Raw genomic sequence first — 24,598 nt, 5'->3', positions numbered from 1 at the left:
ACCCGCCTTCGCCCCCTTTCAGGAGCTGCCCAAACCTTGTTGCCCCACGCGTACGACGACAACGGCGATGGCTCGCATGACACCGGGCTCCAGAAAATGTGAGGCAGCGCCGTGCGCGTTATGATCAACCGTTACGCCAGAACGGCCGATCGCGCACGATGGAGCACGCCTACATCCACCTTTTGCATCTGCTTGCCGGCCATCCGGCGTGGACGCTCACGGTCGTCTTTCTTGCGGCCTTCCTGGAGGCCATCGCCGTTATCGGCACCTTCATACCAGGCAGCACAGCCATGTTTCTCGCCGGTGCGCTGGTTGGCACAGGTTCACTGAGCCTCGGCTGGGTGTTCCTGTGGGCGATCGCCGGCGCCGTCGCCGGGGACGGCATGAGCTTCTGGATCGGCCGCCGCTACAAGGACAGGATCGTCCAGCTCTGGCCGTTCAGCACACACCCGCAGATACTCGACGCCGGCCACCGCTTCTTTCAGAAACACGGCGCCAAAGGCGTCGTGTTCGCCCGCTTCATCGGACCATTGCGGGCGATCGTCCCGGTCGTGGCGGGCATGCTGGGCATGACGCCGGCGCGCTTCTACGCGATGAACGTGCTGTCGGCGCTGCTATGGGCGCCCGCGCACATCCTGCCGGGCGTGGTATTTGGCGCCTCCGTGCTGCTGGCCGGCGCAGTGTCGTTCCGCCTCGTCGTCATCATCGCGTTGCTGGTGGGGATCGTCTGGCTGAGCTTTCGCGCAATGGGCTTCCTGCTCTCGCATGCCAGCGCGTGGACGAGCGCGGCGGGCCGCTATCTGGGCAGTTGGGCTTGCCGCCACCCAGGCCCGTTCGGCCGGCTCGCGCGGCGACTGCTGGACCCCGAACAGCCGGATGCCAGCAGCATCGTGGTGACGTCGCTGATTGTGCTGACGGCGGGCGCGCTCTTCTTCGGCGTCCTCGAAGACGTCATCAGCGGCGATCCGCTGGTGAGCGTCGATCTGTCCGTCTATCACTTCCTGCAATCGGTGCGCACGCCCTGGAGCGACACCGTCCTGGCCGGACTAGCGACGCTCGGCAGCGTCTTCACGCTAACAGCGCTGGTCGTGACGGTGGTGGTCTGGATGCTGCTGGAGCGGCGTTGGCGCACCATCGGCTACTGGCTCGCTGCAGTGGTGTTTTCCCAATTGCTGATCTTCGCCCTGCAGTTCGCCATGCACCGCGCGCCGCCCAACGAACTCCTGTCCAACGCCTACGTGTTTCCGAGCAATCACGTCGCCGCGACGGTGATCGTCTACGGCTTCCTCGCATTCCTGCTCGCCCGGCGGGTCGGCATGCTGGAAGGTTTGCTCGTGGCGACCGTGAGTACGGTGGTCGTGATCGTGGTCGCGCTGGCGGGACTTTACTTCGGCAGGTATTGGGTCTCCGACGCGATCGGCGGCGCCGCGCTCGCGTACATCTGGGTCGCCATCGTCTCGCTGACGGCGATGTTGCGGCATCCGGAAGTGCCGCCCTCACGCGGCTTCATGCCGGTCGTGGTGCTGGTCGTGATGCTCGTGAGCGTAGGCCTGCAACTGAGCCTCATTCCATCGGCGCCGCCGCCGGACAACACGGTGCGGCCGCCGCCCGTGCTGGTCACGCAAGCGCAATGGACGGTGTCGCTGTGGAAGAGACTGCCATGCTATCGCTCGGATATGGGCGGCGACCGCAAGGAGCCGCTCACGCTGCAATGGGTGTCGAACCTCGATTCGATCAGGGGGCAGCTGCGCGCCCAGGGATGGGTCGAGGGCACTGACCTCTCCGCGCACAGCCTGCTCTCGCTTGCCTCACCGAATGTCGCGGCGACATCGCTGCCGGTCTTGCCGAAGCTGAATAACGGCGTGCCTTCGTCGATGGTCTTCATGCGTCCCGGCGACACCCGCGACGAACGCGACGTGCTGCGTTTCTGGCCGAGCGGCTATGCCGTGGAGAACGGCGCGTCAGCCGCCCCGCTGTGGGTCGGTGCTTTCGCGCACGAGCGGCTCTCCCGGCGATCGTGGCCGATCAACATTCTGCGCGTCGACAGGGAAGTGACATCGTTCGATCCTCACACAAACACGAACGCCGGCCTCGACGCGGCGCTTGTCGCCAGGGTGAGTTGCCATGGCGTGCCGGTGTCCCTGCTGGCCTCTCCTGCGGATTAAGCGGCGGGAATGGCTCGCATCATGGCGCCCGCCTGGGTCCGCGCGTTCGCTGCACCGATGAAGAAATCGCCCTGCGCTCAATCACTTGGCGTATTTAGCCAGGACTTGTCCACAAGGATATGAACATTTTCTGTGGATAACCTGCGCAATGCGCCACCCCACCAGCCGAGGCTTGTTGGCCTAAAGTCCAATACCACCCGCATTCGACGTGAAATACCCTCAGCCGGAGAGTTGCACCTCTGGACAGAACGGCCACGGGCTCCTACAACTCCTCATGCCCAGAGCGCCAGGTTAGCGGGCATCCGCAGTCCAGACCGACAGGGAGATCTGCATGCCCCGCCCCCCCGAATTCCTGATGCCATCGCGCCGCCACGGATGCCCGAACCCGCGGGCCGGCGCGGCGGTGATCGTCATCACTGGCGCGTCTTCCGGCATTGGGCGCAGCACGGCCAACCTGTTTGCCCGCTATCACTGGCGGGTCGGCCTGATCGCTCGCGGGCAAGCCGGCCTGCAGGCAACGTTCGACGACGTCAGCCGCCACGGCGCCATGGCCGCGATGGAACAGGCCGACGTGGCCGATCTCGACGCATTGGAAACAGCCGCCGCCCGCATCGAGGCGGTGCTCGGCCCCATCGACGCATGGATCAACTGCGCGGGCAACGGCACCTACGGACGCTTTCTGGATACCCCCGCCGAACAGTTCCAGCGCGTCACCGAGGTCACCTACATGGGCACGGTCAACGGCACGCGTGTCGCGTTGCGACGGTTTATACCGCGCGATCGCGGCTCGATCGTCAATGTCTGCTCCGCGGTCGCGTTTCACGGCATGCCGTTGTTGTCCGCTTACAGCGGCGCGAAGCACGCGGTGCGCGGCTTCGGCCAGTCGATTCGCGCGGAGCTGGCCCAGGACGGCAGCCACGTGCACCTGACAAGCGTGTTCCCGCCCGCGGTGAATACACCTTTCTTCGATCACGCAATATCACACATGGGGCAACTGGGGCGGCCGTTGGCGCCGGTCTACCAGCCGGAGGTCGTCGCCGAGGCAATCCGCCTCGCCCTGATCAACGGACGTGCGGAGATGCCGGTGACCTCCACGGCCATTCTGTTCTCGCTCGGCGTCCGACTCGTGCCGGGACTGGTCGCAAGAGCCATACGCAAGCTCGGCTACAGCGGCCAACTGACCGGCGAGGCCGCGCTGCAGGAGCGCCATGCGCCCACCTTGTTCGCCGCCTCCGAGCACCCCTCGCCGGTGCGGGGCGCGTTCGACGCGCAGGCGCGTTCCAGCAGCGTGCACGTCCGGGTTCTGGGTTTGCTGGCGCGGCTTCGGGAGCGAGGCCGCAGGGAGCCGAAGACGGGAAGGCAGGCTTCGCCGGTTCGCCCGGCGGATGAAGCGCCGGTCCAGGAGCCTGCTCTGGATTGAGCGGCGCGGGGCATGCTCCGCGCGATCGACTCAGGTGGCGTACTCAGGCAACGTACTCAGGCAACGTACTAAGGCAGCGTATCCACGAGGATGGTGCGTGCCGCCAACTGCCGCGAAGCAGCTTCGACCTTGTCCACCAGCACCGGGTCCAGCGCCCGCCGGTTCGGACGAACCGCAGCGCGGTCTTTGACATACTCGCCAGTGGCGGCCGCCCAGGCCGGCGCCAATGCAACCTGCAACGGCGTGTCCGCTCCCTGCTGCCCGGTGCGCAAGAACGGTCCCATGAGCCGCCACGCGGCGCCGATTGCGCCACCTTCGCGAACCAGACCAGTCGCCACAGCCCCAGGATGCACGACGTTCGCTACCACGCCACTGCCGCGCAGACGTTGCGCCCGCGCGAAAGTCGACATCATCATCGCCAGTTTCGAGCCTCCATAGGCTCGCACCATGCCCCAGTGCCGAACGAGTTCGAGGTCGTCGGGATCGATTCGCGCGCGGTCCGAGGTCGAAGAACCCACGTTCACGATCCGCGATGGACTTCCCGCCCGCAACGCCTCCTCCAGCGCGTCGGTCAGCACGAGCGGCGCGAGATGGTTGAGCGCCAGCACGATGTCGTGGCCCTCCGCTGTCGTCGTCCTTCGCGCGGTGAACATGCCCGCGTTGTTGACGAGCACAGATAGCCGTGGATGGACAGCGGCGATCTCCTGACCGAGACGGTGTGCCGCGCAAAGCGAGCTCAGATCGGCGAGCCGCAGTTCCGTGCTCGCAGCAGGCGCGTGCTGCCTGATCCAGTCAGCCAGCGCGCGCCCTTTTACCGCGTCCCTACAGACCAACACCACGTGCTGATCCGCCTGTGCGAGCCCGAGCGCGATCCAGCGTCCGATCCCGCCGGTCGCACCCGTCACAACGGACACGCGCTGCCCTGAACCCACCATGGAATGCCGTCCTTTTGCTGAGCGATCGAGTCCGTGAGTGAACTGCCTGGCTATTCGACATCATAGGAGTTCGATCGCGCAAATGTACGACCTTCAGTGGCAGCCGGGTATCACCCGGGCCGCAGTCGTCAGAACCGCTTTCTGATGCCAATCATCGCCGCCGTCGTATTGAGACCCGGCGCGACAGGCTGTCCATATTCAACCGACTGATTCATCGTGCCCTTGTTGTCCACATAGCCTACCTGGGCATACAGCGTGGTCGCCTTGGAAAGACTGTAGTTCGCGCCGAGCACAAATTCGGTCGACTTGTTCGCCGAGTTGTTTTCGTCCTTGATGTAATACACGCCGCTTGTCACTTCGAAAGCCGGCGTGAACCGATAGCCCAAACCGCCGGAAATCATGTCGAAATTGGTGGTTTTCGGATGCGCAGGATTACGGCCGTTGCTGAACGATGTGCTGACGCTGAAGCCGTTGATTGAATACAGCCCGCCGAGGTAATAGAACCGGTTGTTGTCCAGCCCGGTCGGCACGGTTGTCGGGGTGGGATTGGTGTCGTGCCCGTTGTAATAGGCTGCCGCGAGTTTCAGTCCGTAGTTGTCGTACTGCAAAACCGCCGATTCCCGCGTACTGCCCTGCACCTGCCCCGCTACGCCACCTGGCGCGTATTCGAGACTGGCGGTCACGCCGCCGATTTTCGGCGAGACATAGACGATGGCGTTGTCGTCGAACACCGCCCCCAACTGCGCATTCGTGCTGGTTCCAGGCCAACCCGCGGCGGAATTCATGCTAACCAGCGCGGTAAAGATACTGCCGAAGTAGTCGCCCTGGCGCACATCGGTGTATGCCATCGCGTAGGTTAACGGAATAATCTGCCGGCCCATGGTGAGCGAGCCGTACGGGCCGGCCAGGCCAACCGACGCCTCCTGATTGAATTGCGCCGCCGCGCCGGCGGTACCGCTCAACCCAAATTTGCCACTGGTACTGTCAAACGCACCTTGCAATTTGAAGTTGGTCTTCCACCCGCCGCCCAGGTCTTCGGTTCCTTTGAACCCGAGAAAGCTGGTATAAATGCCACCGTCTTTCATTTTAAAAACGGAACCGGCATTCTTCGCTAAAGGACTGTACGAAGCCGCTGACGTATTCTGATAAAGCAACCCTGTATCGACTGCCCCATACATTGTCACCGACGATTGTGCATGCGCAGTAGTACCAACTGTTGCCAATGCGATTGCAGCTGCAAAGCCTCTTTTCATTTTGTCTCCTTGGATTACCCGATCCGGCGTCCACTTGGCAACCAGAAATTTCTGTACTGCATCAATTGCTAAAACCTGCAACCTGCGAGACTCGTGGTCAGCAGTCGACCGGCGAACGGCTTGTGTAAGCCGCTCATCAGCCCTCAACGGGTAGCGCCGCACGACAGATCGTCGAAGCGGCACCACGTCCAATACGCGCCTGTAGTCGCTCGCATCAGCTGTATCGGATGGTCATTCAGACCGGACGTCCCGCCGCGATAGTCGGGCGAGGCGTCATGTGTTCGGCGTCAGCACCGAATGATGTCCATCACCTCGTCAGCCGGCTTTCCCTGCCCAAGCAAACGCGCCATGATGTTCATCGCGGGCGTGATATGGCGAAAATAGGCCTTATAGCCGGCACATAAGTAATTGAGGCCTGGCTCACCATCCTCGGTTTCGATAAAGCGGTTCTTTGGGCACTCACCATTGCACGCGAAGCGAAATTCGCAGCGCAGACATTCAGCGGGCAGCGAGGTTTCCTTCGCCATGCCGAAGTCCGTCTGTGCCGGCGAGGACATCATGCTGGCCAGGTCGTCGGACATTACGTTGCCGAGGCGATATTCCGGGTACATAAAATGGTCGCAAGAGTAGACACTGCCGTCGTGCTCGACGATGGCCGCTTTGCCGCAACGCGGGCTGAAGATGCACGCGCCTGCAGGCAGTTGGCACCACGACGCGAGAGCCCATTCGAAGTTCATTACGTGAACCATGCCTACGTCGTTATGAACCCATTCGTCGAATACCGTGGACAGGAATGTGCCGTACGCAAGCGCATCCACCGTGTGCGAAGTCACTTCTGCTGCTGTACGTGCCACCGGCTTCGCTTTCGCGACGGCAGACAGGCTGAGCGACGGGGGAACGGCAAAATGCAGCCCGATGACCTTTTCTTCTGGCTGAGCCACGCGCTCGACGACCGGATTGAACTGGATAAAATTCGCGCCCAGCTCCTTCAGATGACGATAGATCTCCAGCGGCTGATGCACATTGGCGCTGGATACCGTGACCAGCACGTTGAAATCCACACCGTGACGCGACAAGACAGCCAAACCACGCACGGTATCGTCGTAACTTGAATGGCCGCGCTTGTCGGGACGTGCCACGTCGTTAAGGGCGCGCGGGCCGTCCAGACTGACGCCCACGAGAAAATGCTCACGTCGGAGAAACACACCCCACTCGTCGTCGAGCAACGTGCCGTTAGTCTGCAAGGTGTTGCGAATCAGCTTGCCTTGAGCGAACTTGCGCTGCAGTGCGACGGCGCGCTCGAAGAATTCCAGCCCCAACAAGGTCGGTTCACCGCCCTGCCACGTGAATTCAACTTCAGGCGCCGACTGGGCCGCAATATATCGCTGGACATAGGCCTCGAGGACCTCATCGGACATGCGAAAGCGCTCGCGCGGCGGAAACGCGTTCTGTTTTTCGAGGTAAAAGCAATAGCCGCAATCCAGATTGCACAGCGCGCCGATTGGCTTCGCCATCAGATGAATGCCGGTCAGCGATACCGCGGCTTCGGTATTCATGCTTGACAGCGGCCATAGGCCACTCGGGAATACGAAATAGAAATCATGGCTATGACCTTGGACGAACAAGCGACCCGCTTGAGATTTGGCTAAATCACCCCTGCATCACGGCCTGCTCCGGCCATTTTGCGTCGATGGTTCATCGTATGGGACGAGCGAATCCCGCGCCTGTCATTGCGGCCAAAAGGGTGGTCTTTCAGAGTGCCGCCAGAATCGCGCGGTGCGCACCATTTGACCTGTGGCGCAGGCAGATTCGGCTGCAGGTTCTAGCCGGCCGCGTTTCTCGCGGCGATATCCGCTTCGTAGTAACGCGCTGCAAGCAGAAATAGCACCGCCGCGGCCAGCGACATCAGTGGCGCAATACTGAGCGCCGTCCGCAGATTCGCCACGTCGGACAAGAGTCCTACCAGATAAGGACCCGGCGCCGTGCCAAGCAGACTGACGCCCAGCACTGCGGTTGCCGTCACGGTGGCGTGAACGGCGGGATTGGTGACGTCGATCAGCATCGCCACCGCGGAGCCCCCATGCGCCGCTGCGAACAGCGCGCCGCCGATGAGCAGGACAAGCCCCACTGCGCCAGGCGGCAACGCGAACGCCGCGAACAGCATCAACCCGGAAATCAGCGCGTAAGCGGCAGGCACGAGCGCCCGATGGCGTGGCCGTCCCCGGCTCAACCAATCGGCCACGCCACCGCCAAAGAGCATCCCCACGCCCAGCACGAGCACCACCACCGCCGCGATCAAGCTCGCCTTTTTCGGCGCATAGTCGTAGAAGCGGTTGAAATACGTCGGCACCCACGCGATCAAAATGGCCGGGATACCCATCTGCAGACCGAACGCGGCAAACGTAAAGTTACCGGAGCGCGTGGCGAACACTTGCCTGAATACTTCGGCAAAACGTAGCCGCCCCTTGATGGAATCACCGGATTCGCCCTCGTGTAGGGGAGGAACTTCGTAGTCGCGCACAAAGATCGGGTAAAGGATGGCGAGCAGCAAACCCGGTGCGCCGACCGCGAAAAAGGCATAGCGCCAGCCGAACTGGCTCGCGACTGCACCGCCAATCACCACCCCCATGACGGAGCCAAAAATGCCGCCCGATTGAAACGCCCCCAGCACGGCGGAGCGCTTGCCTTCAGGGAAAGTGTGAGCCAGAAGCGCCGCGCCGGCCGCCGCGTAGGCGGCCTCGCCGAACCCCACCATCGCACGGGCGATGAGCATTTGCGTGTAGCTGGTCGCCAGTCCACACGCGATCGTGGCGAAACACCAGACGAATGCCATCAGCGTAATGCTTTTGACGCGCCCCCAACGATCCGCGATGAACGACAACGGAATGGTCATCACGCCGACCACCAGTGACACGATACTGACGAGCGCGCCCAGTTGCGAATCCGAGACGCCCCATACCGGCTTGAGAAACGGAAAAACGGCGCCGACAGCCTGACGCGACAGGTAGTCCGACAGAATCAAACCGAAGCTCAATGCGAACACGGTCCACGCGTAGGCTTTCGATCCCTGGAATGCGGTCGCGCCGCCAGCCCTGCGGACCTGGATCAGGTGAAGGGTTCTCATGCCGACTCCCTGCTGGACGCTTGCGCCGTCGAATCGTCGCGGCGGAGCTCATATGAAGATGGAAGGTTCAACGCCGGGTCAGGATGTCCAAGACATAGCGCCGAGATAAGCCGTTGAACGCGCGTGCCATAAGGTGGACGAAACAAACCGATTGGGAACCAGCGTTTCATCGTCAGCACCGACTTGCCGTGCGACAGGGATTTGAACCCCTCCGGCCCGCGCCAGCTTCCGATTCCCGAATTGCCGGTGCCGCCGAACGGCAGGTCGCCCTGGAAAACGTGCCATGCCCAATCGTTGACTGTCATACCGCCGGCGTGAACGTCCCGCTCCAGGCGTTTGATTTCGTCCGCCTGCGTACCGTAGTAGTACAGCGCCAGGGGACGAGGCCGCGCCGTGACATACCGGATGCTTTCGTCCAGCGAATCGCAAGCCACCACGGGCAGTATCGGATTGAAGAGCTCTTCCTGCATGATGCGCATATCCGGTGTCACACCTGTCACGATCTGCATGGGCACGACTCGCCAGCCGTTTCCGGTGCCGCACGAAGTCACCGTGGCGCCTTTGGCGACCGCATCGTCGAGCAGTTCATGCACACGCTTCGCGTGACGATCGGACGCAATGCAAGTGTAGTTCGGATCGTCGACCGGGTTGGGATACATCTGTTGAAACGCGCTCACCGCGGCGGCAACGAACGCGTCGATCCGATCGCGCGGCACCAGAGCGTAATCCGGGGCGACACAAGCCTGACCGGCGTTGAAAGCCTTGCCGTGAGCGATCGAACGCGCTGCGTGCTCGATGCTCGCAGACGGGGCAACGATCGCCGGCGACTTGCCACCGAGCTCCAGCGTGACGGGTGTCAGGTTCGCCGAAGCCGCCCGCATGATCTCCTTGCCGACGGCCGGCGACCCGGTAAACACGATGTGATCGAACGGCAAGCTCGCGAAGGCCTGGGCGACTTCCACGCCCCCGCCAAACACCGCCACCTGGTCCTCCGGAAATATCTCTGCCAGCATCTCGCGCAGGACCGCCGTGCTGCGCGGCGAGAATTCCGACATTTTGATCATCACCCGATTGCCTGCTGCGAGCGCCATGATCATCGGCCCTACCGCCTCGACAATCGGGAAGTTCCAGGCCGCAATCACGCCAACGACGCCCTTGGGCTGGTAGACCACTTTGGCGCCATTGGTACGAAACAGCCAGTCCGTGCGCCGCTTTTGGGGCTTCATCCAGCGCCGCAGATTGCCGAGCGCGTGATCGATCTGCAGCGCTGGAAACATCACGTCCAGCATCTTGCATTCGAACTCGGAGCGGCGACCGAAATCGCCGCTCATCGCCGTTGCGAGTTGATCCTGGTAGCGGCTCAGTGCCTCCCGCACCGCTTTCAACTCGCGTCTGCGTTGCTTCAGCTCAGGGTAGGGGCTGGCGAGGCATGCATTACGCTGCCGAACCAATATGTCCTGCAGATTCTCGATGGCGTCATTCATATCGGCATTCCCGTTCACCCTCTTTCTCGACGCGGTTTCGATCGACCACTGATCCCACCGCACCTTGCGCTTCAGCCGGCATACCGCCAGCGCGTCGGACCGTCGGCGCTTACACCGATCGCCACTGGTCGCCCCAATACTTTTCCCGGACGTCTTTCTTGAGTAACTTACCCACGGCACTACGCGGTAAGTCGACCCAGAACTCGACGCTCTTCGGGGTCTTGGTGCTACCCAGATGTTCCTTGCAGAGCGCCATGATCTCTTCTTCTGAAATAGTCAGCCCGGGCTTGCACTGCACGACCGCTTTCACCGCCTCGCCCCATTTGTCATCCGGCACGCCGATCACAATGCAGTCCAGAACGGCGGGATGACCCTGAATGACTTTCTCGATTTCGACGGGGAAAACATTGAAGCCGCCGGTGACGATCATGTCCTTGATGCGGTCCACGATGGTGATGTAGCCACGTGCGTCCCGCACGCCGACATCGGTGGTGTGGTGCCAGCCGAACGCTGAGACGGCAGCCGTGTCGTCCGGCTTTTTGTAGTAGCCCTGCATGACCATCGACGAGCGCACAACGATTTCGCCACGTTCGCCGGCAGGCAACAGATTGCCGGCTTCGTCCATGATGGCAAGACACGCCACGTCGACCGCTTTGCCAGCAGCCTTCACCACGTCTTCGTCGAAGCTGCCGTCGTCCTTCAGGTAGTCGGCGGGACCTTTGACCAGGATCGGCACCAGCGTCTCGGTTTGCCCGAAGCTTTCGTACATGATGGGGCCGAACACTTGAACCGCTTCCTTGAACTTCTCTGGCGCGATAGGCGCCGCGCCGACGATGAAGGCCTGCAGCGATGAGAAGTCCGTCTGCTTCGTCTGCGGATGCGCCAGCAGCCCATAAACCGCGGTGGGCGGCAGGTACAGGTGAGTGACCTTTTCCGCTTCGATCACGTTCAACAAAACCTCAGGATCGAAACCCGGCAAGATGATGTTGACGCCGCCCTTGATCGTAAAACCAAGCGCCAGCAGTCCGGCGGCATGCGTCAGCGGCGCCACGCACAAGTGGCGCGAACTGGACGTAATGCCGAAAGCCGAAGTCAGTCCCTGGCCCATGAACTCGAGGCCTCGGTGCGTGTGCACCGCGCCCTTGGACGGCCCGGTCGTGCCGCCGGTAGGTTGCAGGAAGGCGCGCGTGGCCGGGTCTTCCGGCTGATTGCGAAATGGCTTCCAGCAATCCTTCAGCCATTCGTCCATCGATACGCCATGCTCGGATTCGCGGTCGATGCAGACATAGCGCTTCGCTTTCGACAGCGTTGCTTTCAGCACCGGAACGCTGCTCTCAAAATAGCTGTGAAAGAACACAATGTCGGTGTCGAAGTAGTCGAGCACCTCGGCATTGGTCTCAATCGAATTGCGAATGTGGACGGATAGCCATGCGGAGTCAGCCAGGTTGATACCCAGGTGCAGAAGGCTGACGCGGTAGTCGTTCGGCGCATAGATTGCCGCATGCATGCCCGCGCCCGCTTCACGCGCGCGCGTCAAACCATGGGCTACTGCGTGTACGTATTTCTGAGCTTCACCGTACGTCATGCGAGTAGCGCCATCGACAAAAGCCAGGTTGTCCGGATGAAGCGCCGCTACAGCGTCGAAATAGTCTGCCAATCTCATTTTATTTATTTCCTCCAGCACCAGCTTTGAAACGTTCAGGAATCAACCAATCCTATTTCGAGCGCATGCGCGATGCCGCATCGAGGCGAATGGTTTCGCCGTTCAGGTAAGCGTTTTCGATGATGAACGCACAGCAGTGAGCAAACTCACGCATATCGCCTAGACGCTTGGGCGCTTCCATCTGCTCCTTGAGCATCGTCAGCACTTTCTCGTCGAGCCCAGCCACCATGGTCGTCAGGAACAGGCCCGGGGCGATCGCGTTGACACGAACGCCGATTGCGCCGAGTTCACGCGCGGCCGGCATATTCAAACCGATAACGCCTGCCTTTGTCGCCGCATAAGCGCTCTGCCCGATCTGGCCTTCGTACGCTGCACCGGACGAGACGTTGATCACCACACCTCGCTCTTCACCGCATTCCGCTTCGTTCGTCGCCATTTGCTCCGCGCATTTGGACATGACATTGAACACGCCGTTGAGGTTGACCGCGGTCGTCTGTGCAAATTTGGCCAGCGGCGCGGCCTTGCCATCCCTGCCCAGCACCTTGAACGGGGTCGGCACCGCTGCGCCGTTGATACAGACGTGAATCGCGCCGAAACGGGCCATCACCTCGCCGACCGACTTCTGCACCGACTCTTCGCTGCTGACGTCCGTCTGCACGAACATCGCGCGATCGGCGCCGATGTCCGCTACTGCCTTTTCACCGGCTTCGACATTCAAATCGAAAATGGCAACACGCGCGCCTTTTTCTTGCGTGAGGTAGAGCGCGGTGGCGAGGCCAAGCCCTGACGCGCCACCCGTGATAACGACGACTTTGTCCTGAATACGCATGGGAGTTCCGACTAGAAATTGAGAAATTGAAAGTGGTTTGTGCAGGCGGCGCTGTGCGCGCCGCCGTGCATCAGAATGCGTTGACCCCGGTCAGCGCTCGCCCAATGATCAGTTGCTGGATCTGGCTCGTGCCCTCGGGAATCGGCGCGACAATCGCTTCGCGCGCCAGCTTCTCGACCAGGAACTCCTTGGTGACCCCATTGCCGCCGTGAATCTGTACAGCCTGGCGGGCGATTGTCACGGCAGCTTCACACGCGAAATATTTGGCCATCGCGGCTTCCATTTCGGCCGGCACGCCGGCTTCGATCATCGATGCCGCGCGTTGAGTCAGGAGGCGTGCCGCGTCGACATTCGTGGCCATTTCGGCCAGCATCGCGGAGATCAGCTGGTGTCCCGCGATCACCTTGCCGTGCTGTTTGCGCTCCGTGGCATAACGCGTCGCTTCTTCCAACGCACGCCGGGCGATACCCAGACCCTGCGCGGCGACGAAAACGCGTGAGCGTTCGAACATCGTCAGCGTGTTCTTCAGCGCTTCGCCTTCGTTGCCGAGCATGTTGCTGGCCGGAACGCGGACGTCAGTGAGGAAAATCTGCGCGGTCGACTGGCTGTTCCACGCGATCTTGTGAATATCCCGAACCTCGTAGGGATGCTCTTTGCGGTCCAGCAGAAAGTGCGTCAAACCACGGCGGGGATCGTCGCCGGTGCGGCAGGTAACAATCAGAATGTCCGAATAGGAGCCATTGCTGATCCAGGTCTTCTCGCCATTGATGATGAAGTGATCCCCATCCCGTTTGGCGCGAGTCTTGATCTCCAGCACGTTGGAGCCGACGTCCGGTTCGGAGATACCGGCGCTGCAAAACAATTCGCCTTTGAGCAACCCCGGCAGATAGCGCTCACGCAGATGCGCAGGGGCCAGCCTCGCCACCATTTGCGCGCAGAAGCTATTGATCAGCACAGGCACCGACAGATCAATCGAGGTGGCCGCCACTTCTTCGAACAACATGATCATCGTGAGCCAATCGAGGCCCAGGCCGCCATGTTCTTCGCCGACGACACCCGAGATCAAGCCGAACTGGCTAAGCTCACGCATGAGCTCGCCCATCTGTTCCTTCGGCACGAACCTGTCGCGATACTCCTTGTTGAACAGCGGATCGGCTTTGTCCGCCAGATAGCGCCGCAATCCGTCTACCGCCCCTTGCTGCTCTTCCGTTCTGAATACGTATCCCATCTTCTCGGCTTCCCTGAATGACTTACTGTTTGGCGAGGATCGTCACGGCCACCACGGCTTCTTCGATACCGTAAAGACCGCCACCGTTTTCCTGAATCGCAACGCGGGCGTTGTCCACCTGGCGCTTGCCCGCTTCTCCGCGCAACTGGGTCACCAGTTCGTGAATCTGGCCGAGACCGGTTGCACCGATGGGGTGGCCCTTCGACTCGAGGCCGCCAGAAGGGTTGATCGGCATGCGGCCGCCAACCGTAAAGTCGCCCCGTTCCGCTGCCGGGCCGCCTTCGCCGAACGGCACCAGCATCAACGACTCGGCATTGAGAATTTCACCGATCGCAGAGGCGTCGTGAACCTCGGCGACATCGACATCGGCAGGCGCCACCCCGGCCTGTTCGTAGGCCTGTTTGGCCGCGAGATGTGCAACGATCTTGTGCGGTTCATCGAGGCCGCGCGTGGAGCCGGTTTGCACGACGCTGGCGAGTACACGCACCGCGCGGTGGGCCGCACCATTGAGCCGCTTCAGGCCCGCCGCATTGCACAGCACAACAGCAGCCGCACCGTCGCTGATGGGAGAACACATCAACGTGGTCAACGGATAGGCGATCGGCGGCGACGCCAATACTTCCTCGATACTGAAGGGCTGTTGGAACTGCGCCAGCGGGTTGTGCACTGAGTGTTGATGGTTTTTTGCGGCGACTGCAGCGATCTGCCGCTGGGTAGTGCCGTAACGCAGCATGTGGTTGCGGCAAATGGCGGCATACACGTCCATGAAAACGCTGTACGGGCGCTCCGACATGGTGCCTGGCGGCGGCGTCACACCCTCGCCCATGGCGAGCAGCGTCTCTTTGTTCCGCTCCACGGTCGACACGTCCCAGCCGCCGTCGAAGGCCGCAAACATCTTCGCCTTGTCCGGAATATTCATCTTCTCCGCGCCGACGGCCAGCGCGATATCGCAGCTGCCCGAGCGCAACGCCAGCGTCGCCAGGTTGAACGCTGACGAACCGGTGGCGCAGGCGTTTTCCACCGTGAACACCGGTACGCCCTCAATACCGAGGCGGCGCATCGCAATCGGACCCGGGATCGCGGTTTGGCCTTGAAACTGGCCGTTCGTCATGGTTCCGTAATACGCGGAGCCGATGTCGGCCGCGCCGCAACCGGCGTCCTTCAACGCAAGCCCAACCGCTTCTCCAACCATGTCATACACGGACTTTTCAAGCAGGCGCCCAAAGGCAGTCATGCCGACGCCGACCACATAGATATCGCTCATGTTTCTGTTCTCGTTACGATGTGATTCAGCGGCCCTGGAACTGGGGCGCGCGCTTTTCGGCGAAGGCCTGCAAGCCTTCGTGGAAGTCAAAGGTACGCATGTGTTGACGCAGCATCACCTGTTCGTGCAGCAAGGCGTCGTCGCGTGTCTTGTCGGCGGATTGGCGTGCCACTTCTTTCATGCGGCGCAGCGCAATCGGGCTCTTACGCGCGATGTGCGCGGCCAGCTTCATCACGGCGCCAGCGAAGGCTTCATCCGGATGCACTTCGCAGACAAGGCCACATGCTTTCATCTCGGTGGCCGACAGCGACTTGCCGGTTAGCAGCAGATACATCGCCATGTTGAGCGGAATGAGTCGCGGCAGCACAGCCGCGCCACCTGCGCCCGGATACACGCCGAAGTTCGCGTGTGCGTCGGCAAGCGTGGCGCTCTCCGCGGCAACGACCAGGTCGGCGCACATCGCCAGTTCCAGGCCGCCCGCCATCGTGACGCCGTTCAACGCTGCGATCACGGGCTTCGGGAAGTTGCGCAGCCGGCCAAACACCTGGTTTGCGCGATCGAGAAAATCCGCTTCACCGGGGCCGAGGCTTTGGCCCGCCAACACTTCCTTCAGGTCCGCGCCGGCACAGAAGGCCGCGCCGGAACCGGTGAGAACGAGCACGCGCATTTCGTTGTCGTCTGCGATTTCAGTCAGGCGGCGATCGAGCTCCGCGAGCATGGCCAGGTTCAGCGAATTCATCGCCTTCGGGCGATTCAGCGTCAAACGGGCGACAGACCCTTCGACCTCGTACAACAGAACGTCTTCGTTCATGACATCTCCATACTTTTTTAGTGATCAGGACGCTCGACGAATGCGCCGCCCTCAAGAAATTGGCGAGTGTGGTGATCGTAGGGAGAACTGCCGGTCGCAACAGGTCATTGGAATGAAGACGCAGGTCCCGGCGATATGTCGCGCGGGACCGAGCATCAATGAGCGGAGAGCAATTGCGCGATTTCGCTTTCGCTCATGCCGGCGGCGCGAAGAATCGCGACGCCATGCTCGCCACGGTGCGGCACCGTGCTGGCAGAGGCGGACGGTGTCGCGGAGAACCGCGGCGCCGGTGCGGCTTGCAATATTCCGTCGCGCTCGGCATAGACGCCGCGAGCGGCCATATGCGGATGCGCCATGGCTTCAACCGGTGTCAGCACCGGCGCGAAACAGGCATCGCTGCCTTCGAGCAGGTTGACCCAATGCTGCCGGGGCTGGGTGACGAACAATGCCGCCAGCCGTTCGCGCAGCGCGCCCCAGCGATGCGGGTGATAGGGCTGCCTGAAATCCGGATCCTCACCCAACCCCAGCTTGTTGAATAGCAGCGCATTAAATTGCGGCTCCAGCGCCTGCACGCTGACGAAATGACCGTCGGCACATGCGTAAGTGCCGCTCCAGTGCGGCCCGTCCAGAAGACCGCGGCCGCGTTCGATGGGTTGATGCCCTGCGGCGTGCACCGACAGCAACAGGTTCATCAGATTGGCGCTGCCGTCGACGATGGCAGCGTCCACCACCTGCCCACAGCCCGTGCGACGCGCGCTCAGAATGCCTGCGAGGACGCCCATTGCCAGATACAGCGCACCGCCGCCCAGATCGCCCAATAGCGTAGGGGGCGGCATAGGCGGCCTGCCGGGCTCGCCTGCGAACCAGAGCGCGCCGGAGAGCGCGACGTAGTTCAGGTCGTGTCCGGCCGCCTGTGCCAACGGCCCCGTCTGTCCCCACCCGGTCATGCGCCCGTACACTAGGCGCGGATTGCGCGCCAGGCAGATGTCCGGTCCAAGACCCAGTCGTTCCAGCACACCGGGACGCATCCCTTCGATCAATGCGTCCGCGCCGTCGATCAATCGCAGGACGGCGTCGATCGCACGCGCGTCCTTCAGGTTCAGCGCAACGGACTGTTTGCCGCGATTGACGATAGCGCTCTTGCCGAGATCGAGCATGCCGCCGCCGTCAGCATCGGCGCGCTCGATCAGAATGACTTCGGCGCCCATGTCAGCGAGCAACATGCCGCAAAATGGCGCTGGGCCAATGCCGGCAATTTCCACGACGCGAATGCCGTCGAGAACACCCATGGTTCTGCTCCTTTGGAGATAAAAATGATGAGCCGGCGCAGCGCCAGGCGAACGGTGAAATGAGGCGGAAAGCGCTTTGCGTTCCGCCTCTTGCCCAATGCCGCCGCGGCTCTAATTTTTTGTGCCGCGCGATCGTGCCTTCACGAGGGGCATCCAGTGCAGCACGCCGAACAGGAGCGTTAGAAGCACGCTGAGCATCAGCGGCCCCCGGTACAGCCGCAATCTCTCGAAGGCAAAGACAACCTCGAGTGCGTGGATAACAAGAAAGGCCATCGCCACGATCTCCACACCATGAGCGAGGCCACTCGATGGTCCGGGCGCAACGAGGCTGGCAAGCGCGAATCCATAGATCGCGAGGCAAGCCGCCTTCAGGAAGTGCTGCATGCTCCCTCTCGGGTAACCGCCAGCGCGGCTGCCTTGATCATGTCGGCGGCTTTCTCCGCGATCATGATGGTCGGCGCATTGGTATTGCCGGACACGATGTCCGGCATGATCGACGCATCGACCACCCGCAAGCCCTGCGCCCCTTTCACGCGCAGTTGATCGTCGACCACATCGAGCGCGCCGCTACCCATGCGACAGGTCCCAACCGGGTGATAAGCGCAGTCAGCGTGGTTGCGAATGAACGCTTCGATCTGGGCGTCGGTTTGTGCGCGCGCCGAGTTTCGGGATTCCTTGCCACCAAATCGCGAGAGAGCCGGCTGACGCATGATCCCGCGTACCAGTTTAAAAGCGCGAATCAGACGACTCACATCATCCTGATCGGCGAGGAAATTCGTGTCGATCAGCGGCGGTGCCAACGGGTCGGCGCTCGCCAATGAAACGCTGCCACGGGATTTGGGACGCAACAGCCCACAATGAACCGAGTAACCATTGCCGATCAATATCTTCCGGCCGTGATCGATCAGTTTTGCAACGATGAATACGAGCTGCACATCCGGGCGCGCTTCTTCCGGCAGCGTCTTCACAAAGCCCGTGCCCTCCGCGAAGTTGGACGTCAGCACGCCGCGTCGATATTTCGCCCAGGTACGAATGCCCTTCGCCGCAGACCACACACCCGACAGCGACAGGCCGAACAGCCCTCGCGACGCCCCGGCTTCGTAACTGTGGACGATATCGATGTGATCCTGCAGGTTCTTGCCTACGCCCGGCGAATCGTGGACGACGGGGATGCCGTGCTGCTGCAAATGCTCTGCCGGCCCGATGCCCGAGAGCATCAGAATTTGCGGCGACTGCAACGCGCCGGCCGACAACAGGACTTCTTGCCTCGCCTTCAGGACCTTGATCTCGCCGCCCTGCCGAAACTCGACGCCGACCGCGCGCTTGCCCTCCATCAGGATTCGCGTGGCATGCGCGCCAGTGATGACCTGCAGGTTCGGCCGGCCGAGATTCGGTGTCAGAAACGCCTTGGCGGTACTGCAGCGTTCGCCGTTCTTTTGCGTGACCTGCGTCAGTCCGATCCCCAACTGATGATCGCCATTGAAGTCAGGATTGGGCGAATGTCCCCCCTGCACGCCAGCCTCGACGAACGCTCTTGCATAGACGCTCGGTTCCAGCACATCCGCCACATTCAGCGGACCGCCGGCGCCGTGATAGGCATTGCTGCCCCAAAACTCGTTGTTCTCCGATTTCCTGAAGTACGGCAACACGTCGTCATAACTCCACCCAACGTTGCCCGCCTCCGCCCATTGATCGTAGTCGGTCCGGTCGCCGCGGATATACATCATCCCGTTGATCGAACTACTCCCGCCCAGCGCCTTGCCACGTGGCTGGTAGCCGATCCGGCCGTTCATCCCGGGATTGGGAATGGTATTGAATGCCCAATTGAAGATGCGATAGGGGATCAACGCGGCTAAACCCGCCGGACATTGAATCAACGCACTGTTATCGGATGCGCCCGCTTCGAGCAGGCAAACCTGAACGCGTGGGTCCTCGCTCAGGCGGGCTGCCAGCACGCAGCCCGCCGACCCACCGCCAATGACGATGTAGTCGATCATGGCAAGTACACGATATGCACGTCGTTGATCTGGCCGTTGAATCTGAACGGCGCGCGGTCACGATAGTCCAGCGTAACCGGACAACCCAGGTCGACGCCGACATTGAAGGTTTCACTCGCGCTGAACGCAAGCGGGACGGTGAACGGTGTCGTGCCTCGCGCCACTTCCACGCCATCGACGCCCATCACCAGGGTTGCAGGCGCGCCGGGTGCCGGTCCGCTCATCACAGTCTCGAGATCGAATCGATGCGAACCCGGTGCAATCCTGTCCGCAGAACGTAAGCGCGTTCTCACCACGCCGAGGAAGTTGTATTCGTAGTGGAGATAGCCGTCGTCCATATAGAGCACCAGACCGCCGGCTACGGCGCCCAGCGAATAGAGCACGCCACTGCCTTCGGCGGCTACTTCGACGTCGACCATTACCCGATTGTTGCGCGCGCGCAGGTTGGGCGCACAGAATTCGGGCAGACGTGTGATTTCCGTATTGAAGTGCCATTCGGTCTGAGTCGTGCCCACCCGTGCATCGGGATTGAGAAGCGGCCCCAATCCCGCGCCGATCGGATAAACGTGATTGGCGCGCGCCTCTTCATCGAACTTCTGCTTCAATTCCGCAAGCTTTTGCGGGTAGTCGCGCGAAATATCGGTCGATTGCGAATAGTCGCCGTCGAGCTTGTACAGGGCCCAGACGTCTTCCTCCGGATTCCAGTTCGCATAGGCGGCGTAGGCGCCCGGCAACCATGGCACGCGTGGCCCGAAAACAGACGCCATCCAGCCGTCCGAGTAGATCCCGCGGCTGCCGAAAACTTCGAAGTACTGATGCGTTTTCTGTGTGGCTACCTCGCTGTCGGCAAACGTATACGCCAGGCTGACGCCGTCCAGCGGATCCTGCTTCAGCCCATTGACCGACTCCGGCGGCGTAATGCCGATGACGTCGTAGATCGTCGGCGCGATATCGTTGACATGATGGAACTGCCCACGCACGTTGGTATCGGCCTTGATGCCCTTGGGCCACGAAACCGCCATGGGAACACGGGTACCGCCGAAATATCCGGCCACCAGCTTGGTGCCCTGAAACGGACTTTCTCCCGCCCAGGCCCAGCCGGCGTGATACATGTTCGCCACCTTCGGACCGCCCAACGCGGGCAGGCCGCCGTATTCCTCTTCGAGGATTTTCATCTGTTGCGCAAAAGGCATCGGCACGCCGTTGAGCGTCAGCATTTCGTTGATGGTGCCGCTCCAGCCCTCAGAGGACGCGCCGTTATCCGACAACACGTAAAAGATCATCGTGTTGTCACGCAGGCCCAGCCGCTCCAGTTCATCCACGACCTTGCCGGCCTGTGTGTCGGCATGCTCGAGGAAACCGGCGTACACCTCCATCAGGCGCGCCTGGAATCTCTTTTCATCGTCACTGAGGCTATCCCACGCGGGCATCGTGTCGGGACGCGGCGTCAGGATGCTGTCGGCCGGAATCCAGCCGAGCGCCTTCTGACGCTTGAACGCCTGCGCGCGATAGACGTCCCAACCGTCGTCGAATTGTCCCTTGTACTTATCCGACCACTCACCGAAGACCTGGTGCGGGCCATGCACCGCGCCCGGCGCCCAATACATCAGAAATGGCTTGTCCGGCGCGAGCGCATGTTGCTGGCGCAACCAGCTTGTGGCTTGGGCCGCCAGGTCTTCGCTCAGGTGATACTTCGGATCGTTGGGCCGCTCGATCGGCGTGGTGTTGCGATACAGATTCGGCTCGTATTGCGAGGACTCCGCCCCCATGAAACCGTAGAAGTGATCGAATCCGCAACCGGTCGGCCAGCGGTCGAAAGGTCCTGCGGCGGAGACATCCTGGGCTGGCGTGTTATGCCACTTCCCAAATGCCGCGGTACTGTAGCCATAGTGCTGCAGCACTTCGGGAATGGTCGCCGACGTTTTTGGAATCTCACCGGTGTAGCCGTCAAAATCGCTCGCGAGCTCGGTGATGGTCCCGGATTCCACGCGATGGTGGTTGCGCCCCGTCAGCAGCGACGCACGAGTCGCCGAGCAGATGGCAGTGGTATGGAAAGCGTTGTAGCGCACGCCGGAGTCCGCAATGCGGCTGAGCGTCGGCGTGTGAATCGCACCGCCGACCGTATCGGCATGCGCAAAGCCGACGTCGTCCAGCATGATGATCAGTACGTTCGGCGCGTCGGCTCGCAAATGGCTGGCTTTGGTGCGCCACTGATGTTTCGACTCGGCTAACGTGCGTCCAGCAGCGCTGGCTGTCGGCGTCTTGGGAAACGGCAGATCCTGCGTTCCTGCTGCGGCCACGGCGGTGAGATGGGGCTGCTCGACTGCGCCCGTCTCTTCCGAAGACGGTTCCGTCGGATCGGAAGCGGATGTCGCAGGGTTGATTTCGCGGGTCATGAGGGTCTCCTGTCATTGACTGAAACGTGACGCCAGCCGCCGGATCGCGGTCTCTCGGGTCATAGACAAATCGGAGGCATTTTATGAACGGCGTCCCGCGAGACGCTGGTCTTTGAGGACAATCCAGTGGTCTTGCGCGTCACGCGAGACGCAATCTGGCTCACGAGGCGGGTAAACACTGAGAGGAAGCGGGAGTCAGCAACGGCCGGAAGGTCGCTGTGTGCCGCGGCAAGCCGCTCGGCAGTGTTACGATATTTGATTGGAGTTCCTGCAGACAGGCAGGTCACGCGCGTCACGATCCCTGACCTGGCATTTACGCCGATGGAGTTTGTAGTGCAATCGCGACTACGCTATCGCGGTGTCGGTGCAAACGCATCGACGCTCGAGCGTATTTCATTCACACCCCGCCCGCCGGTGATCGATAGCAAACCGGCTCAGCAATAATTGCAGTCCATCATGCAGAAAGCCTCCCCGTCCCGCTTCGACAGCGACGCCGTTCTCACGACGATCGGTGGCTACGCACTGGCGATTTCACGCGCCCTCGAGCACAACGGGGTCGATAGCACCCGGATTTTTCAAGCAGCCGGCATTGACCCGTCACTGATGAAAAACGATCCCATGATGCGGCTGCCGGTCGCCACCATGGCCAGGCTCTATAAGGTCTGTGTTGACGTGACGCACAATCCCTACTTCGGATTGACGGTCGCCAGGTTCATCCACGTTTCGAATTTGCACGCACTCGGCTATGCGCTCGCCGCCAGTTCAAACCTGATGGCATTTTGCCAACGGCTGGAACGTTTTTTCAGGCTCGCTTCTCAGGCGTGCGAAATCAGCATCGTTGAAAACGACAACGAGGTCTCACTGCGCATGAATCTGCTGGTGCCCGTGTGCGGCGAGACGGAAGACGCACTGATGGGTTTTGTCGTGCTGTCGATGCGCCAGCTTTACCACGCCGATTTCAATCCTGTTCGCGTGGCGTTTTCTCATGCGATGCCGCGCGAAGGCAGCGGCCCCTACGAGAAGCTGTTTCGCTCACCCGTCGATTTTGACCAGACTGCACCCGAACTCGTGTTTCCGAAACCAGATTTGCAACAGCCACTGGCCGGCGCGTGCGCTGAGCTGGCGCAACTGCACGACAACCTCGCCACTAGCTATATCGCCCGTCTCGACAAACACGATGTGGTGAGCACGGTGCGGCAGAAGATCATTGAGTATCTGCCCAACGGGGACTGCTCAAGAGATAAAGTCGCCGGCGCGATGTGTATCAGTCCGACCACTTTGCAGTTCAAGCTCTCGCAGCACGATACGAATTTCAATGAGCTGCTCGACGCGACCCGCAAGGAATTAGCCTCCAGCTATGTGCAGCAATCGGCGTTGTCGATTACCGAAATTACCTTCTTGCTGGGATTTAGCGACTCGAGCAACTTCACTCGCGCGTTCAAGCGCTGGGAAGGCGTTTCGCCGAGTGACTATCGTAGGGACGCCAAGCTTCAGGGTGCGTGAGGTTCTGCTTTCGTTGCACCTTGAACGTGTCTAGATCTTGCGCTCAGTGGCCGCATCCAGTCCGTCATCACCACCGAGTCGTGAGAAGCGGCGCTGCAAAAGCAGCAATAGCGGCGTAGAAACCATCGAGAGTGCAACGACCAGCGTCACAAGCGACGAAAGGCGCTGATCGACGACACGCGCTGCCAGCGACGCCGCCAGCACCACAAAGGCGAATTCGCCGCCTTGCGAAAGCAGAATCGCAAAATAGCCGCGCTGCGACGACGGCACGTCGAACCGCTTCGCCAGAAACCACTGCGCGATAGTCTTGATGGCGACCAGAACCACCACGAGCCCTACCACTCGCACTGGCTCGCTCGCCAACACGCCAAAATCGATCGACATGCCCACCGCGATGAAGAACAAGCCGAGCAACAGGCCCTTGAACGGGGCGATGTCGACTTCGATCTCGTGGCGAAATTCAGAGTCCGCGAGCATCACGCCAGCGACAAACGCACCCATCGACATCGATAAATGCACGCTCTCCATGAGTAGCGCAATGCCGATGACCCAGAGCAATGCAAACGCGGTAAAGATTTCACGCACACCCGTGCGCGAGATTAAAGGCAACACCGCTTTCAACACATAGCGGCCGACCACCAGCACAATCACGAGCATCGCGATTGCCTTTGTTGCCACCAGCCAGCCAGGCTCCGCGGCCGCCGTACCTGCGGCCGGCCCGAGTAGCGGCAGAAGCGCGATCAGGGGAATGGCAGCCATGTCCTGAAACAGCAAAATGCCGAAACCCGCGCGGCCGGTCGGCGTATCCATCAATTTACGTTGCTGGAGTTCGCCGATCACCATGGCCGTCGACGACAATGCTAGCGCGAGACCGCCCGTCAGCGCGATGCGCCACGGCGTGCCGAATATCAGAAACGTTGCCGTCAGCACGGCCGCGCAGAGGGCCATCTGCATCGCACCATAACCAAAGATGCTGCGGCGCATGGCCCACAGCAATTCCACGCGCATTTCGAGGCCGATCACGAACATCATCAGCACGATGCCCAACTCGGAGAAGTGAAGAATGGCATCGACGTCGGTCACGAGCCCCAACACCCACGGTCCGATCACGATGCCGGCCACCAGGTAGCCGAGCACCGCGCCGAAACCGAGCCGCGTCGCGATTGGAACAGCGATCAGTGCGGCGATGAGAAAAATGACCACATCGATCAGCATCTTTGTCATGACCGACTCTCCG

The 24,598-nt window shown here is 61.4% G+C and carries 18 protein-coding genes; 3 read left to right on the top strand and 15 right to left on the bottom strand.

The window, feature by feature from the left end:
* The first annotated feature begins 158 nt into the window (after positions 1–158).
* Together HHL24_RS29800 and HHL24_RS29795 are read left to right on the top strand one after the other, a co-directional pair.
* A complete protein-coding gene (locus HHL24_RS29800) occupies positions 159–2,165 on the top strand; it encodes a bifunctional DedA family/phosphatase PAP2 family protein (RefSeq protein ID WP_169488918.1) in 2,007 nt (668 codons plus the stop codon).
* Between the two features lie 331 nt (positions 2,166–2,496).
* Positions 2,497–3,585, top strand: a complete 1,089-nt coding sequence (locus HHL24_RS29795) for an SDR family oxidoreductase (RefSeq protein ID WP_169488917.1) — start codon at positions 2,497–2,499, stop codon at positions 3,583–3,585.
* Positions 3,586–3,653: 68 nt separating this feature from the next.
* Here HHL24_RS29795 and HHL24_RS29790 read toward each other — a convergent pair whose 3' ends face one another.
* The 14 genes from HHL24_RS29790 to HHL24_RS29725 all read right to left on the bottom strand — a co-directional run bounded on the left by HHL24_RS29790 (position 3,654) and on the right by HHL24_RS29725 (position 21,858).
* On the bottom strand, positions 3,654–4,520 hold the full coding sequence (locus HHL24_RS29790) for an SDR family NAD(P)-dependent oxidoreductase (RefSeq protein ID WP_169488916.1): 867 nt from the start codon (positions 4,518–4,520) through the stop codon (positions 3,654–3,656).
* A gap of 128 nt (positions 4,521–4,648) precedes the next feature.
* Positions 4,649–5,773, bottom strand: a complete 1,125-nt coding sequence (locus HHL24_RS29785) for a porin (RefSeq protein ID WP_169488957.1) — start codon at positions 5,771–5,773, stop codon at positions 4,649–4,651.
* Positions 5,774–6,060: 287 nt separating this feature from the next.
* Positions 6,061–7,329 carry an anaerobic sulfatase maturase gene (locus HHL24_RS29780; RefSeq protein WP_169488915.1) on the bottom strand — a complete coding sequence of 423 codons (1,269 nt, stop codon included), beginning with the start codon at positions 7,327–7,329 and terminating at the stop codon, positions 6,061–6,063.
* 266 nt (positions 7,330–7,595) lie between these two features.
* Positions 7,596–8,897, bottom strand: a complete 1,302-nt coding sequence (locus HHL24_RS29775) for an MFS transporter (RefSeq protein ID WP_169488914.1) — start codon at positions 8,895–8,897, stop codon at positions 7,596–7,598.
* Entirely contained in the window at positions 8,894–10,381 is a 1,488-nt protein-coding gene (locus HHL24_RS29770) for a coniferyl aldehyde dehydrogenase (RefSeq protein ID WP_169488913.1), read from the bottom strand. The genes HHL24_RS29775 and HHL24_RS29770 overlap by 4 nt, the downstream gene beginning before the upstream one ends.
* A gap of 109 nt (positions 10,382–10,490) precedes the next feature.
* Positions 10,491–12,044, bottom strand: a complete 1,554-nt coding sequence (locus HHL24_RS29765) for a class I adenylate-forming enzyme family protein (RefSeq protein WP_169488912.1) — start codon at positions 12,042–12,044, stop codon at positions 10,491–10,493.
* A 52-nt stretch (positions 12,045–12,096) separates the two neighbouring features.
* On the bottom strand, positions 12,097–12,873 hold the full coding sequence (locus HHL24_RS29760; RefSeq protein WP_169488911.1) for an SDR family NAD(P)-dependent oxidoreductase: 777 nt from the start codon (positions 12,871–12,873) through the stop codon (positions 12,097–12,099).
* A gap of 70 nt (positions 12,874–12,943) precedes the next feature.
* Positions 12,944–14,101, bottom strand: a complete 1,158-nt coding sequence (locus HHL24_RS29755) for an acyl-CoA dehydrogenase family protein (RefSeq protein WP_169488910.1) — start codon at positions 14,099–14,101, stop codon at positions 12,944–12,946.
* Positions 14,102–14,123: 22 nt separating this feature from the next.
* Positions 14,124–15,365, bottom strand: coding sequence for a thiolase family protein (locus HHL24_RS29750; RefSeq protein WP_169488909.1), 1,242 nt, complete (start codon positions 15,363–15,365; stop codon positions 14,124–14,126).
* A 25-nt stretch (positions 15,366–15,390) separates the two neighbouring features.
* On the bottom strand, positions 15,391–16,176 hold the full coding sequence (locus tag HHL24_RS29745; protein WP_169488908.1) for an enoyl-CoA hydratase/isomerase family protein: 786 nt from the start codon (positions 16,174–16,176) through the stop codon (positions 15,391–15,393).
* Positions 16,177–16,331: 155 nt separating this feature from the next.
* Positions 16,332–17,465 (bottom strand): CaiB/BaiF CoA transferase family protein, encoded by a 1,134-nt coding sequence (locus HHL24_RS29740; RefSeq protein WP_169488907.1) that lies wholly within the window; start codon positions 17,463–17,465, stop codon positions 16,332–16,334.
* A gap of 111 nt (positions 17,466–17,576) precedes the next feature.
* A complete protein-coding gene (locus HHL24_RS29735) occupies positions 17,577–17,849 on the bottom strand; it encodes a hypothetical protein (protein WP_169488906.1) in 273 nt (90 codons plus the stop codon).
* Positions 17,834–19,462 (bottom strand): GMC family oxidoreductase, encoded by a 1,629-nt coding sequence (locus HHL24_RS29730; protein ID WP_169488905.1) that lies wholly within the window; start codon positions 19,460–19,462, stop codon positions 17,834–17,836. The genes HHL24_RS29735 and HHL24_RS29730 overlap by 16 nt, the downstream gene beginning before the upstream one ends.
* Positions 19,459–21,858 carry an arylsulfatase gene (locus HHL24_RS29725; protein WP_169488904.1) on the bottom strand — a complete coding sequence of 800 codons (2,400 nt, stop codon included), beginning with the start codon at positions 21,856–21,858 and terminating at the stop codon, positions 19,459–19,461. The genes HHL24_RS29730 and HHL24_RS29725 overlap by 4 nt, the downstream gene beginning before the upstream one ends.
* A gap of 456 nt (positions 21,859–22,314) precedes the next feature.
* Between HHL24_RS29725 and HHL24_RS29720 the strand changes: the two genes are divergently transcribed.
* The gene (locus HHL24_RS29720; protein WP_169488903.1) at positions 22,315–23,361 is read left to right on the top strand and encodes an AraC family transcriptional regulator; all 1,047 of its coding nucleotides are present in this window, start codon (positions 22,315–22,317) and stop codon (positions 23,359–23,361) included.
* A 30-nt stretch (positions 23,362–23,391) separates the two neighbouring features.
* Here the strand turns inward: HHL24_RS29720 and HHL24_RS29715 are convergent, their stop codons facing one another.
* Positions 23,392–24,585 carry a monovalent cation:proton antiporter-2 (CPA2) family protein gene (locus tag HHL24_RS29715; RefSeq protein ID WP_169488902.1) on the bottom strand — a complete coding sequence of 398 codons (1,194 nt, stop codon included), beginning with the start codon at positions 24,583–24,585 and terminating at the stop codon, positions 23,392–23,394.
* Between the last annotated feature and the right edge of the window lie 13 nt (positions 24,586–24,598).

The sequence above is a fragment of the Paraburkholderia polaris genome, assembly GCF_012927345.1.
Classification (GTDB): Bacteria; Pseudomonadota; Gammaproteobacteria; order Burkholderiales; family Burkholderiaceae; genus Paraburkholderia; species Paraburkholderia polaris.
This window is presented reverse-complemented; position numbering and strand designations above follow the sequence as displayed.